At 62.3% G+C, this 13,810-nt stretch carries 10 protein-coding genes; 5 read left to right on the top strand and 5 right to left on the bottom strand.

Going from position 1 to position 13,810, the window contains the following annotated elements; all coding sequences use genetic code 11:
* Positions 1-210 precede the first annotated feature (210 nt).
* From AC07SU_RS00105 to AC07SU_RS00090, 4 genes are all read left to right on the top strand, one after another.
* Entirely contained in the window at positions 211-1,806 is a 1,596-nt protein-coding gene (locus tag AC07SU_RS00105) for an efflux transporter outer membrane subunit (protein WP_494995767.1), read from the top strand.
* A 25-nt stretch (positions 1,807-1,831) separates the two neighbouring features.
* Positions 1,832-3,019, top strand: coding sequence for an efflux RND transporter periplasmic adaptor subunit (locus AC07SU_RS00100; protein WP_494995766.1), 1,188 nt, complete (start codon positions 1,832-1,834; stop codon positions 3,017-3,019).
* A gap of 9 nt (positions 3,020-3,028) precedes the next feature.
* Entirely contained in the window at positions 3,029-6,085 is a 3,057-nt protein-coding gene (locus AC07SU_RS00095) for an efflux RND transporter permease subunit (protein ID WP_494995765.1), read from the top strand.
* Positions 6,086-6,329: 244 nt separating this feature from the next.
* Complete coding sequence (locus tag AC07SU_RS00090) at positions 6,330-7,199, top strand: isocitrate lyase/PEP mutase family protein (protein WP_176996135.1); 870 nt, start codon at positions 6,330-6,332, stop codon at positions 7,197-7,199.
* A 45-nt stretch (positions 7,200-7,244) separates the two neighbouring features.
* On the opposite strand, the gene AC07SU_RS00085 is transcribed toward AC07SU_RS00090, so the two are convergent.
* The 5 genes from AC07SU_RS00085 to AC07SU_RS00065 all read right to left on the bottom strand — a co-directional run bounded on the left by AC07SU_RS00085 (position 7,245) and on the right by AC07SU_RS00065 (position 12,236).
* The gene (locus tag AC07SU_RS00085; RefSeq protein WP_494995764.1) at positions 7,245-8,108 is read right to left on the bottom strand and encodes an NAD(P)-dependent oxidoreductase; all 864 of its coding nucleotides are present in this window, start codon (positions 8,106-8,108) and stop codon (positions 7,245-7,247) included.
* Positions 8,109-8,144: 36 nt separating this feature from the next.
* Positions 8,145-8,900 (bottom strand): SDR family NAD(P)-dependent oxidoreductase, encoded by a 756-nt coding sequence (locus AC07SU_RS00080; RefSeq protein ID WP_494995763.1) that lies wholly within the window; start codon positions 8,898-8,900, stop codon positions 8,145-8,147.
* A 108-nt stretch (positions 8,901-9,008) separates the two neighbouring features.
* On the bottom strand, positions 9,009-10,436 hold the full coding sequence (locus AC07SU_RS00075) for an NAD-dependent succinate-semialdehyde dehydrogenase (RefSeq protein ID WP_494995762.1): 1,428 nt from the start codon (positions 10,434-10,436) through the stop codon (positions 9,009-9,011).
* 2 nt (positions 10,437-10,438) lie between these two features.
* On the bottom strand, positions 10,439-11,143 hold the full coding sequence (locus AC07SU_RS00070; protein ID WP_494995761.1) for a type 1 glutamine amidotransferase domain-containing protein: 705 nt from the start codon (positions 11,141-11,143) through the stop codon (positions 10,439-10,441).
* Between the two features lie 196 nt (positions 11,144-11,339).
* Complete coding sequence (locus tag AC07SU_RS00065) at positions 11,340-12,236, bottom strand: AraC family transcriptional regulator (protein WP_494995760.1); 897 nt, start codon at positions 12,234-12,236, stop codon at positions 11,340-11,342.
* Positions 12,237-12,526: 290 nt separating this feature from the next.
* Here AC07SU_RS00065 and AC07SU_RS00060 point away from each other — a divergent pair, with 290 nt between their 5' ends.
* Positions 12,527-13,450 carry an AraC family transcriptional regulator gene (locus AC07SU_RS00060; protein ID WP_494995759.1) on the top strand — a complete coding sequence of 308 codons (924 nt, stop codon included), beginning with the start codon at positions 12,527-12,529 and terminating at the stop codon, positions 13,448-13,450.
* The last annotated feature ends 360 nt before the right edge of the window (positions 13,451-13,810 follow it).

Raw genomic sequence — 13,810 nt, 5'->3', positions numbered from 1 at the left:
AAAATACCTATAATGCATAACCTAATTCTTTATAAATGCACCAAATGCATTTTATGGCGTTAGGCAGTCATCCCGACGCAGGCCCTCACATTGCGTAGCGCCAAGCACCACCTACACTGATTCAAACCCAGCGATTCCGGGCTCTTTTCACCGGGTCGAGCTGATGCAGCTGCAAAGAAACAGTTAACCAACTGATCGATCAGAGCAACCATGAAAGAGCAGCCCCGGCAGCGTGCATCCAGCTCCAAACCGGTCGGTAATTCCCGACAGACACACCTTCTGGCGCCCTTGAGCCTGCTGTGCATCGCCCTGGCGGCGTGCACCGTCGGGCCGGATTTCACCCGACCGGATGTCCCTGCCGGTGCCGACTACCAACGCGAAAAACTCACCAGCACCGCCAAGTCCGACATCAACACCGGCGGCGCTGCCCAGCGGCTGGTGGCCGGCATGGATATTCCCGGCCAATGGTGGACGCTGTTCCGTTCGCCCACGCTCAACACCTTGATAGAAGAAGCCCTGCGCGCCAACCCGGATGTGAGCGCGGCCCAAGCGGCGTTGCGCCAGGCTAACGAACAGGTCTACGCCGACCAGGCATCGCTGTTTCCTTCTGTCACCGCAAATGCCTCGAAAACCCGCGAGAAAGTCTCCGGCGTCACGGCGGGCTTGCCGGAATCGCCGATTCTGACCGTCAGCTCTGCGTCACTGAACGTGTCCTACGCCCCGGACGTATTCGGTGGCACTCGCCGGCAAATAGAAGGCACCACGGCGCAAGCCGAGTACGAGCGTTTCCAGTTGGAGGCGACCTACCTGACTCTGACGGCCAACGTGGTCAACACCGCGATCAGCCTGGCCTCTCTACGCGACCAAATCGCCGCCACCGAAGAAATCATCCGGCTGCAAGGCGGCCAGCTCGAACTGTTGCAGGCTCAGCGACGACTCGGCGCCATCGGTGACAGCGACGTGCTGACCCAGCAGACCGCCCTGGCCCAAACCCGTGCGACGCTGCCGCCCTTGCAGAAGCAACTGGCACAAACCCGCAACCAGTTGATGGCTTATCTGGGGCGGTTTCCGAACCAGGACCGTGGCGAGGCGTTCAACCTGGCGTCCCTGCGCTTGCCGGAAGAACTGCCCGTGAGCCTGCCCTCGGCCATCGTCGGCCAGCGGCCGGATGTGCGTTCTGCCGAGGCGCAACTGCATCAAGCCAGCGCCAACATCGGCGTAGCGGTGGCCAACCAGTTGCCGCAGTTCAGCATCACCGGGTCCATAGGGTCGACCGTGGCCAGCGGGACCAAACTGTTTTCTGCCGGCTCCGGTGTATGGAGCCTGGCCGGCGCCATCGCCCAGCCGATCTTCGACGCGGGCAAGCTGGAGCACCAGAAGCGCGCGGCCGTGGCCGCCTATGACGAGTCGGCAGCACGCTATCGCGGCACGGTGATCACGGCATTCCAGGACGTGGCCAACTCACTGCGCGCACTCGACGCCGACGCCGACGCGCTCAACCAGCAAGTGGTGGCCGAACGGTCAGCGCAAGCCAACCTCGATCTGGTGCAAGCCCAGTTCAAGCTCGGCGCCGTGGCCTACATCAACCTGCTCAACGCCCAGCAGACCTACCAGAACACCGTGTTGGCCCGGGTCAAGGCCCAGGCTGCGCGCTACAGCGATACCACGGCGCTGTTTCAGGCCCTGGGCGGCGGCTGGTGGAACCGCACGGATGTGGACCCGGCCACGGCCGGCAAACCGGACCGTTTCGGCCTGCCCTCGTGGCAAGAAATCATGCCGGCCAAGAACGCGGCGCGACTGAACTGAATCATTGAAACAGTGAGAACCTTCCATGGCTGACGTCAACACCGCCTCTGCCCTGCCCCACGAACCGAGCGCACCGCGCAAGCGCCGTTTGTGGCGGCCGATGCTGCTGATGATCCTGGTGGTGCTGGTGATTGTCGCGATCATTGCCGGGGTAAAGTACGTGCAGATTTCGGCACTGATCGCCCAGTCAAAAGTGCCGTTGCCCGCCGCCGTTGTGACCGCCCTGCACGTGCCATTCGAAGAGTGGCAGCCCAACGTGTCTGCCGTGGGCTCGATGAAAGCGGTGCGCGGTGTGGACGTGACCACCGAAGTCGGCGGCATCGTGCGTACCCTCGGCTTCAAGCCCGGGCAGGAAGTGGCCGCCCAGGCATTGCTGGTGCAGCTAAATGCGGACTCGGACATTGCCCAGCTGCATTCCCTTGAAGCCACCGCCGACCTGGCCGTGATCGTGCTCAAGCGTGACAAGGCCCAACTGGCGGTCAACGCCATCTCCCAGGCCCAGGTCGACACCGACACCGCCGACTTGAAAGCCAAGCTCGCCGCCGCCGAACAACAACGGGCGCTGGTGGAGAAAAAATCCATCCGCGCACCCTTTGCCGGGCGTATCGGCATTACCGCGGTCAACCCCGGCCAGTACCTCAACCCCGGCGACAAGATCGCCACGTTGCAGACGTTCGATCCCATCTACATCGACTTCAGCGTGCCCCAGACCCAACTGGAAGCCATCGCCATCGGCCAAGCCGTGTCGGTCACGGCCGACGGGCTGTCCAACCAGACGTTCAGCGGCCGCGTCAGCACCATCGACACCCAGTTCGACGCCACCACGCGCAACGTCACCGTGGAAGCCACCGTCGACAACCCCAAGCAACGCCTGGTGCCTGGGATGTTCGCCCGCGCCGTGGTGAACGCGGGTAGCCCGCAGCGCTACCTCACCGTGCCGCAAACCTCGGTCACCTATAACCCTTACGGCACCACCGTGTTCATCGCCACGTCGAGCAAGAACGACAAAGGTGAAGAGGTGCTCACGGCGCAACAGACCTTTATCAAGACCGGGCCGACCCGGGGCGATCAGGTGGCGATTCTGTCGGGCGTGAAGGAAGGCGACCTGTTGATCACCAGCGGCCAGATGAAGCTTAAAAATGGCTCGCCGGTGAAGATCGATAACAACGCCGCACCGTTGAACGACCCCGCGCCGACTCCGCAAGAACACTAAGGGTGTCCCATGAAGCTTACCGATACCTTTATACATCGACCGGTCTGGGCGATTGTCGTCTCGCTGTTCATCCTGATCCTGGGGCTGCGCTCGATCTTCGAGCTACCGGTGAACCAGTGGCCGCGCACTGAAAACACCGTGGTCACCATCACCACCGCGTATTACGGTGCGGACGCGTCCACGGTCGCCGGCTTTATCACCCAACCGCTGGAATCGGCCATCGCCCAGGCCCAGGGCATTGATTATCTGTCGTCCACCAGTATCACCGGGGTCTCGACCATCACCGCCACCCTGCGACTGAACTACGAGGCCAGCAAGGCGCTCACCGAGATCAACACCCAGGTCAACTCGGTCAAGAACCAGTTGCCAGCCCAGTCCCAGGAACCGGTGCTCACCGTCGCCGTCGGGCAAACCACCGACGCCATGTACCTGGGCTTCTACAGCGACACCTTGCCCACTAACAACATCACCGACTACCTGGTGCGGGTGGTCAAGCCCAAGCTGGATTCGTTGCAGGGCGTGCAAACCGCGGAAATCCTCGGTGGGCGCCAGTTCGCCCTGCGCGCTTGGCTCGACCCGAACAAGCTGGCCGCGCACAACGTGTCGGCACAAGACGTCTCCACCGCCCTGGCCAACAACAACTACCTGTCGGCCGTCGGCTCCACCCGGGGGCAAACCGTCACGGTTGACCTCACCGCCGGCACCGATTTGCACACGGTGGATGAGTTCAAGCGCCTGGTGATCAAGCAGAAAGGCGACGCCCTGGTGTACCTGGAAGACGTCGCTACCGTCACCCTCGGCGCCGAAAGCTACGACAGCAGCGTGGCGTTTTCCGGCAAGCGCTCGGTGTTCATCGGCATCAAGGCGGCGCCGAGTGCCAACATTCTCAACGTGGCGCAAAGCGTGCGCGAGGCCTTCCCGGAGCTGCAATCCCAACTGCCCAGCGGCGTGCGCGGCGAGATCGTGTATGACTCCACGGCCTTCATCAACACCTCTATCTATGAAGTGGTGAAAACCCTGGTCGAAGCCATGATCATTGTCTCGGTGGTCATCTACCTGTTCCTCGGCTCGTTCCGCGCGGTGATCGTGCCGTTGGTGGCGATTCCGCTGTCGCTGGTCGGCACCTTTTTTGTCATGTACCTGCTGGGGTATTCCATCAACCTGTTGACCCTGCTCGCCCTGGTGCTGGCCATCGGGCTGGTGGTGGATGACGCGATCATCGTGGTGGAGAACGTCGACCGGCATATCAAGGAAGAAGGCAAGAGCGTGCTGGAAGCGGCGCTGACGGCGGCGCGAGAACTGGGTGGGCCGATCCTGGCGATGACGGTGGTGCTGGTCGCCGCCTATGTACCCATCGGCTTGCGCAGTGGCCTGACGGGTGCGCTGTTCAAGGAGTTCTGCTTTTCGCTGGCCGGCGCGGTGACCGTCTCGGCCGTGGTTGCGTTGACGTTGTCGCCGATGATGACGTCCAAGCTGTTCAAGCCCGGGCAGGAAGAAGGCCGCTTCGCCCGCCGCCTCGACGGGTATTTCGACTGGCTGCGCAAGCGTTATCACCGCATCCTGTCGGGCGGCCTGGATATCTGGCCGGTGCTGGTGACCTTTGGGTTTGTGCTGTTCCTGCTGGTGGCCGCCAGTGGCATGACCGCCAAGAGCGAGCTATCACCCACAGAAGACCAAGGCCTGGTGTTCATGCAGATCAAAGGCCCGCCCACCGCCTCGCCGCAGCAGATGGAGCGCATTGCCGACCAGGCATTCCAGATCGCCAACAAAGAGCCTGAATACGCGCAAATGTTCCAACTGACCGGGTTGCCGATTCTCAACCAAGGCCTTGGCGGCGTGCTGCTCAAGACTTGGGACGACCGCACGCGCTCCCAGGCTCAACTGATCCTCGAACTGCAGCAAAAATGGAACCAGGTGCCGGGCGCAACCATTGCGGCGTTCCCGCTGCCGTCACTGCCGGGTGCTCAAGGTTTGCCTGTGCAATTCGTGATCACCACCACCGACTCGATCGAGAACCTCAACGAAGTGGCCCAAGCGGTGGTGGCCGAGGCGCAGAAACAACAGCTGTTCTACTTCTCCGACATGGACCTGAAACTGGACAAACCCCAGGCGCGCCTGGTGGTCGACCGTGAAAAAATCGCCGCCCTGGGCATGACCCAGGCCGACGTCGGTGCCGCGTTATCCGCCGCCTTGGGTGGCAACTACGTGAACTATTTCTCCACTGCCGGGCGCTCGTACAAAGTGATTCCCCAGGTGTTGCAAGTCGACCGCCTGAACCCGGAGCAGATCCTCGATTACTACATCCGCACGCCGTCGGGCAGCATGATCCCGGCGCGCACCGTGGCGCATATCGAAACCTCCACGCAGCCGGAGTCGATCAACCACTTCCAGCAGCTCAATTCGGCAACCCTCTCCGGCGTGAGTGGCGTGGCCCAGGGCGAACTGTTGGCGAAGCTCAACACCATCCTGAAAAACGTCGCACCCTCGGGCTACACCTCTGACTTTTCCGGCGAATCGCGCCAGTTCATCCAGGAATCGGGCGGGTTTGTCGGGCTGTTGCTGTTCTCGATCCTGATCGTCTACCTGGCCCTGGCGTTCCAGTTCGAAAGCTTCCGCGACCCGGTGGTTATCCTGTTTTCGGTGCCCCCTGCCCTGTTTGGCGCGCTGGCCTTTATCACCATGGGCTACGCCTCGATCAACGTGTACACCCAAGTGGGCCTGGTGACGTTGTTGGGCTTGATCACCAAGCACGGCATTTTGATCGTGCAGTTCGCCAACGAATTGCAACGCGCCGGACGCAGCAAGCGCGAGGCCATCGAAGAGGCTGCGGCGGTACGGCTGCGGCCGATCTTGATGACCACGGCGGCGATGGTGCTGGGCGTGGTGCCGCTGGTGTGGGCCTCCGGCGCCGGCGCTGCGGGGCGGCACGACATGGGCCTGGTGATCTTCAGCGGGTTGTCGATCGGTACCCTGCTGACGCTGTTCATGGTGCCGGCGATGTATATGTTCATTGGTGCGACGCACCATCACGAGGCAGAAGAACCCGTGCCGGAATACCCGCTGTGAGGTGAATGGCTACACCTTGCCGTGCGCTTCAAAAACCGCTCCAGGCGCTCGCCAAGGATGCTGCGTGCCGCGATTTGACGGCGTTTCGTCTTGTCCATCGACTAACTGTGAACCCTGGATCCATGTGTTTGGCACATGCCTCATGCTCAAACGTCATAATCCCTTGTTCACCTGCATGGTAATCTCGCGCCACCACGAATAGACATTGATCGTCACAAGACGATGACCAGAGCCAGGAAACAACATGCCGAAAATCTCTCACTCAGCACTGCGCCGTAATTTCCGTGAACTGCTTGCAAAGCCGATCTGCGTAGAAACCGCCTCCGTTTTCGACCCCATGTCCGCGCGCATCGCGGCCGACCTGGGCTTTGAAGTCGGCATCCTCGGCGGTTCGGTCGCATCGTTGCAGGTACTGGCGGCACCCGATTTTGCGCTGATCACCCTGAGTGAGTTCGTCGAGCAAGCCACGCGGATCGGCCGTGTGGCCCAGCTGCCGTTCATTGCCGACGCTGACCACGGCTACGGTAACGCGCTGAACGTGATGCGCACCGTCGAAGAGCTCGAACGTGCCGGCGTCGCCGCGCTGACCATCGAAGACACCCTGCTGCCCGCGCAATTCGGGCGCAAGTCCACCGACCTGATCTCCATCGATGAAGGCATCGGCAAGGTCAAGGCCGCGCTGGAAGCCCGCGTCGATCCGGCGCTGTCCATCATCGCGCGTACCAATGCCGGCGTGCTGCCGACCGAAGATGTCATCGAACGTACCAAGGCCTACGAAAAAGCCGGCGCCGACGGGATCTGCATGGTCGGCGTCAAAGACTTCGATCACCTGGAGCAGATCGCGCAAAACCTCACGGTGCCGTTGATGCTGGTGACCTACGCCAACCCCAAGCTCAACGACAGCGAGCGCCTGGCCAAGCTGGGTGTGCGGATCGTGGTGGCCGGCCATGGCGCCTACTTTGCCTCGATCAAGGCCACCTACGACAGCCTGCGTGCCCAGCGCAACATCACGTCCAGCACGTCGAACCTCAGCGCTACCGAACTGACCCACACCTATACGCTGCCTGAGAGCTACGTGGCATGGGCCGAAGAATTCATGGATGTGAAAGAGTAACAACCCGCCCCCGGCAACGCGTTCATCTGCCGGGGGCGTCTTGCTTTACCGGGTAAACAACTGGGCCACGCTCGTAATGTTCGACTGGCCCAGCCCTTCGATGATGCCGTGCTGGAACACACTGCGCGCCGCCGCAATGGTCGGTGCGTCGTCTACAGAACCCGCCGCGTCGATGGCGTAGCCGAAGTCTTTCTCCATCAGTTCCACCGGGAACCTGGGTGCGTTGTCACCCGCCAGCATCAACCCGACCATCTGCCGCGCCGCCGCGCTCGACACCGGGGTGCCGCCGATCACTTCAAACACGCGCTGCGCATCGGCGCCGGCCCGCTGGAGGATGCCCATCAACTCCGCCAACACGGCCACCTGCACACCGAGCAAGGCATTGGTGCCCAGCTTGGTCAGTGCACCAGCGCCGAGCGGGCCGACCAGGTGCAGGGACGAACCCAGCACATTCAACAGCGGCCGGGTACGTTCAAAGGTTTCGGCGTCGCCACCTAACAAGTAGACCAGCTGCGCTGACTCGGCCTGTGGCCGCGAGCCCGAGACCGGCGCCTCAAGCAACGACACGCCATAGTGAGCCGCCTCGTGACCCAGCTCACGCACCCAGTTGGGCGACAGCGTCGAGCTTTCAATCGCCACCGAACCCTTGGTCATTCCGGCCAGGGCGCCTTTTACCGGGTCGAGCCAGACTTGGCGCGATGCGCCGTCGTCGCGCACCATCGAGAACACAAACTCAGCACCTTTCACCGCGTCCTTCGGGCTGCTGCCTTGCTTGGCGCCCTTGGCCACCAGCTCCGCGGCGGCCTCAGGCTCACGGTTCCACACGGTCACCTGGTGGCCGGCGTTGAGCAGGTTCAGCGCCATGCGCGAACCCATCGCGCCGATGCCTAGAAATGCAATATCAGACATGGGTAAAGCCTCATCAGGAATAGGAACGTGCGTGGGTCAGATGCCTTGGCCGCCCGATACTTCGATACGCTGGGCATTGACCCAGCGGTTGTTCTCGGACAACAGGCTGGCAATCATCGGGCCGATGTCGTCGGGTACACCGGCACGGCCGAGGGCGGTCATGTCGGCGAAGATCTTGTTCACTTCTGGGTTGTCGCGCACGGCACCGCCGCCAAAATCCGTTTCGATGGCGCCCGGCGCCACGGTATTCACCGCAATCCCGCGCCCGCCGAATTCCTTGGCCATGTACACCGACAGCACTTCCACCGCCGCCTTCACTGCCGCATAGGCAGCGTAGCCGGGGAACGACACGCGGGTGAGCCCGCTGGACAGGTTGACGATACGCCCGCCGTCGGCGATCAGCGGCAGCAGCGCCTGGGTGAGGAAGTAAACGCCCTTGAAGTGCACGTTGACCAAGCCGTCGAACTGCGCCTCGCGGGTGTGTTCGATCAGCGCGTAGTCGCCGTGGCCGGCGTTGTTCACCAGGTGATCGAAACTGTCGCGCTGCCAGTGATGGCGCAGCACGTCAGCCAACTCGCTGGCGAACCCGGCAAAACCGCTGACATTGCCAGTGTCCAGGGGCAGCGCCACGGCTTTGCGGCCCAGGGCCTGGATCTCGGCGACCACCGCCAGCGCATCGTCTGCACGGCGCTGATAGGTGACGATGACATCGCCACCCTGGCGCGCAATGCTCAGGGCAGTGTTACGGCCGAGACCGCGGCTGGCGCCGGTGACAATAGAGATGGTGGTCATAGCAAAACTCCTCAGTAGGTGTGAGGCCATCATAGGAAGTGGCCTGCCGGATGGCGTTGCCGGAAACTGGGGGTTGTTTGCCCAATCCTCCCAGTTTCACGGCGTGCATCAACGGATGCTCAGCAACTTGGTGGTCTGGTACGGTGCCAGGATCTCGCTGCCGCCTTCGGTGCCGATGCCGCTCTCTTTCCAGCCGCCCAAGGGAACTTCCGGGTGATGGGTGACGACGTCGTTCAAGCCGATGGCGCCAAACTGCAACCCATCGGCCAGGCGCCGTTGGCGCGCCAGGTCCTTGCAGAAAATGTAGGCAGACAGGCCGAACTCCAGGCCATTGGCGCGGGCGAGCATGTCCTCTTCGTCCGTAAAGGACTGGATCGGTGACAGCGGTCCGAAGGGTTCCTCATGCAGGATCTTCGCGTCCTGCGGCACCTGCGTCAGCACGGTGGGCGCGTAGAAAAAGCCTTGAGTGCCCAACCGTTCGCCACCGGCAAGCACCGTGGCGCCGCGTGCGCGGGCGTCATCCACCAGCTCGGCGACCGCCTGCAAGCGACGTTCACTCACCAGCGGGCCCATCTGCGTTTGCGCATCCAGGCCATCGCCCACGCGCCACTGGGTGGCGTGTTCCGCCATGCGTGCGGCAAATCGGTCGTGCAGGTTGGCCTCGACAAAAAAACGGGTGGGCGACAGGCAGATCTGCCCGGCGTTTTTGAACTTGGCCTTGGCCAGGAAATCAGCGGTGGCCTCCGGGTCGACATCCCCGCAGACAATCACCGGGGCATGGCCGCCCAGCTCCATGGTCACCGGTTTCATCGCCCTACCCGCTGCGGTGGCGAGCAACTTGCCGATGGGGATGGAACCGGTGAACGTCACTTTCGCCACAATCGGTGAAGTGATCAGGTGATCGGACACCTGATTGGGGTTGCCAAACACCACGGCAATCGCCGCCTTCGGTACGCCCGCTGCGAGCAGCGCCCTGGCCATGATCAACACCGACGCGGGCGTTTCCTGCGACGGTTTGCAGATGATCGAGCACCCTGCCCCCAAGGCGCCGGCAAACTTTTTCGCGGCTTGTGCCATGGGAAAGTTCCACGGGGTAAAGGCTGCGATCACCCCGATCGGGTGGGTTTGCACTTCGAAGCGCTGCGCGCTGTCACGCCCACTCAGCACACGGTCACTGATCCGCCGTGCCTCTTCACCGCCCCATTCGAGGAAGTCCGCCGAACGCTCGACTTCATCTTTCGCCTCGGCCAACGGCTTACCTTGCTCCAGGGTAATTGCCTGGGCCGCGCTCTCGACGTCGGCCCGCAGCAGTGCGGCGGCCCGCTTCATGATGCGGCCGCGCTCCCACGGCATCACCGCCTGCCATTCCAGCAAGCCCCTGGCGGCCACGTCGAGGATTTCGTCGAGGTCTGCCGGCGAGGCGTGGGCGACGCGACCGATCACCTCACCGGTGGCCGGGTTGACCACCGCCTCGCTCACACCGTCTGAACCGTCGCGTTCGACGCCGTCGATCAACAGCTGAAAGGTATTGGCCATGATTACACCCGCCCGGCCAGTGCCTGCAGGACCGCAGCGGCCATGGGCGCACTGGACGCCGGGTTCTGGCCGCTGATCAAATGGCCGTCGCTCACCACAAACGGCGCCCAGTTTTCCGCGCCGCGCACGTAGTTCGCGCCCCGTTCGCGCAAGGTGGTCGCCAGCAGCCAAGGGGCGTTTTCAGCGGTGCCGAAGTCGACTTCTTCTTCATCACTGAACGCGGTCAGCTTGCGCCCGGCAAACAGCCAACTGCCATCGGGCTTGACCGCACTGAGCAACGCCGCCTGGCCGTGACACACCGAACCAATCAAGGTGCCGGCCTTGTCGGCGTCGAACAGCACGCGGGCCATGTCGGCGTCCTTGTACAGGTCCTCGACCGGGCCGTGCCCACCTGGCACCACCACGGCGGCGTAAGCGGCGGTGTTCACCTGCGCGAGTTTCAGCGGGTGCTGCAAGTCCTGGGCAATGCTGGTGAGGTAGTCGACAAAGTGCTGGACCTGCGACCCGGCAAATGCCGGATCAAGGCTTTTCGGGTCGGCGGTGGGTGTTACGCCGCCGGGCGTGGCGAGCGCCACGGTATGGCCGGCCTGGGCAAACATCTCGTGAATCACCACGAACTCTTCGGCCCAGTAGCCAGTGGGATAATGGCTGCCATCGGCGCGGGTCCAGTGGTCTGCTGCGGAAAGAACAAACAGCACGGTGCTCATCAGGGGTAACCTTTCTGGGTGAGTGGAGGTGCCGCACTGCTTGAGTGTCGACACCCCCAGTATCCCGTCCGCTGTTTTGCACGAGCAGTTCAAAACTCGACGTTGTTTGCCTATTGCTACACATCTGCGGCGTGAGCCCAGAACGCAAAACACCTCCATCAGGAGGTGTTTTCAATCGCCCGCAGCCGCAGGTGGATCAGGCGGACGCCATGGCCCAGCCCTTGACGGCTTCGACGTCCTTGATCGGCGGCAAGCCGAACATTCGCGCGTATTCACGGTTGAACTGCGACACGCTTTCGTAGCCGACATTGAACGCGGCGCTGCTGGCCGAAGAACCTTCGGCCATCATCATCCGGCGCGCTTCGATCAACCGCAGGTTCTTCTGGAACTGCAGGGGCGACAACGAGGTGACCGCCCGAAAATGCCGGTGGAACGAAGACGGGCTCATCCCCGCCGTGGCCGCCAGTTGATCAACCGGCAATGGTTGCTTGAAGTCGGCGCGAAGCACAGCGACCGCACGCGCCACGCGGTGGGCCTGGCCCTCTGTCCAGCCGAGCCGGCGAATCGCCGCACCGTGGCGTCCGGCCAACAGCCAGTAATGCAGTTCGCGCACGCGCTGCGCATACAGCACGGGGGCGCAATCGGGGAAGTCCAGGGTGCGCATCAAGCGCAACGCCGCATCCACCACTTCAGCATCAGTGCGCTCGGCGGCTTTGACCGGCATACCCACAGCGACCTGTTGCGGTTTCATCTGCAACGACAATTCGGCGATCACGGCCGGGTCCAGGTCAAGCACGATGGACAGGTAAGGCTCCTCCACACTGGCCTTGGTGATCTGGCTGACGGTGGGTACGTCGGCGGTGATCAGCAAGGAATCGCCGGCCTGGAACGTATAGGTCTGTGTGCCCATGGTCACCTCCTTGGTGCCCTGCAGGATCAGGCATATCAAGGGGTTGGGCATGGAATGGATCAGGCCGCTGGGCGTGGTCGAACGGATGGTCGTCAGGCCGGGAACCGGGGTCTGGGCCACGCCGGTCGCGTTGGCGTTGGCCTCGACGTAATGGCGCACAGCGTCGAGCAGTGTGTAGGTCATGGGGGGTTCATCCGTTCGCATGAGACGACTGGAAGGAATGGGCAAACAAGGTCGAGGTTTCGGCAACGCCACGACGGCGGCGCAGGCCTAGCATTCGTCCAAGCACAGGTTAAAGCCTTAAACACAGTGAAGAAAGCCGTGGGCCCGCCGCTTCGTCGGCCAGTGCCTGGACAGGACACTACGGCAAACGCCTGCGGGATCGCTTGCCGAAAAATCGATGTTTTTTGCCTGATACTCCTCGTGCGAATCGCGTTCACACGCCTGAAATCCGCTTTTACGCAGTACGCCCTATGAATGACGCCTTGCTCAATGCCGTGTCCCGCTACGCCCAGACCCATGCCGACGCCGCTGGAATCGCCCATACGCCCATTCCCGGGATGTCTATCGTCAGCGCCCACCTGCCCGGTGGCTTGATACACGAGGTTGCCCAGCCTCTGGTCTGCCTGGTGATGCAAGGCAGCAAGCGCGTGGCCGTGGGCAAGCAGTCGTTCACCCTGAACGCGGGCGATTCGCTGCTGATCACCGCCGACGCGCCGACCATCAGCCAGATCACTTCAGCCTGCGAACAGCAGCCTTACCTCTCGCTGATTCTAGACCTGGATTCGCGGGTCATCGCTGACCTGACGGCCGAAATCAGTACCGCCGAGCTGCGCGCGACGGGCATGACGCCTGCAACACCGGTGCTGACCGATCACACCGACGCCGAAGTCGCCGACGTGGCCCTGCGCCTGATGCGCCTGATTGAACGCCCTGCCTCGGTGCGCTTGCTACAGGCACCACTGGTGCGTGAGTTGCACTACTGGTTGCTGACCGGTTGCCACGGCGCAGCGATCCGACGCCTGGGCTGGCGTGAAGGCCGCGCCCAGCGTGTAGCGCGCGCCGTGGCGCTGCTGCGCCGGGAATTCACCCGCCCGCTGCCAATCAGCCGTCTTGCGGAAGCGGCAGGCATGAGCCCGTCGTCATTCTTCATCCACTTTCGCGCGGCAACATCGCTGTCGCCCCTGCAGTTTCAGAAGCAATTGCGCCTGATCGAAGCGCGCCGGTTGATGTTGTCGGTGGGCGTGTCCGCCAGCAGCGCGGCCTTTGCCGTGGGCTATGAAAGCGTCTCGCAATTCACCCGCGAATACGGGCGCATGTTCGGCCTGCCACCGGCCAAGGACATGGAAGCCCTGGGGCGGCTGCCGCCTGCGGACGGAAAACCCACCGCTGAATAAATTCGTGGGCGCCTGGAATAAGCCAAGAGGTCGACCGTCTTACCTGGCAGACAGGTTCATCTTTATGAAACTTCGTTTAACTTCCATAGTTGCCTGAAGCTATAAGATGTCTAGATACCCTGCACTTTCAAGACGCGGACAACTGAACATCGACTGAACACTGGGAAAAATAGTTTGACCATCAATCAATAGTCACTTGACGAGACTTTCAACCGCCCTTTATTGTCGTCGAAAGCGTTACATAGTTTCACTTGAATTCACGGAAAACGGGCGCTCCAGCCCGACCATCACGGATCACGATTATTTATTCAGCCTCAACTTAGGCTGCATATTTATTCGCATCGACATCACCAAAAAGTC

Source organism: Pseudomonas sp. GW821-FHT05H12 (assembly GCF_059419385.1).
Note: the sequence above shows the minus strand (reverse complement) of the source record. Positions and strands in the feature narration are given on the sequence as shown.

Coding starts and splice junctions, on each gene's coding strand:
- AC07SU_RS00060 (WP_494995759.1), top strand. CDS start 12,527: ATGAATGACGCCTTGCTCAATGCCGTGTCCCGCTACGCCCAGACCCAT.
- AC07SU_RS00075 (WP_494995762.1), bottom strand. CDS start 10,436: ATGGCCAATACCTTTCAGCTGTTGATCGACGGCGTCGAACGCGACGGT.
- AC07SU_RS00100 (WP_494995766.1), top strand. CDS start 1,832: ATGGCTGACGTCAACACCGCCTCTGCCCTGCCCCACGAACCGAGCGCA.
- AC07SU_RS00080 (WP_494995763.1), bottom strand. CDS start 8,900: ATGACCACCATCTCTATTGTCACCGGCGCCAGCCGCGGTCTCGGCCGT.
- AC07SU_RS00070 (WP_494995761.1), bottom strand. CDS start 11,143: ATGAGCACCGTGCTGTTTGTTCTTTCCGCAGCAGACCACTGGACCCGC.
- AC07SU_RS00085 (WP_494995764.1), bottom strand. CDS start 8,108: ATGTCTGATATTGCATTTCTAGGCATCGGCGCGATGGGTTCGCGCATG.
- AC07SU_RS00090 (WP_176996135.1), top strand. CDS start 6,330: ATGCCGAAAATCTCTCACTCAGCACTGCGCCGTAATTTCCGTGAACTG.
- AC07SU_RS00095 (WP_494995765.1), top strand. CDS start 3,029: ATGAAGCTTACCGATACCTTTATACATCGACCGGTCTGGGCGATTGTC.
- AC07SU_RS00065 (WP_494995760.1), bottom strand. CDS start 12,236: ATGACCTACACACTGCTCGACGCTGTGCGCCATTACGTCGAGGCCAAC.
- AC07SU_RS00105 (WP_494995767.1), top strand. CDS start 211: ATGAAAGAGCAGCCCCGGCAGCGTGCATCCAGCTCCAAACCGGTCGGT.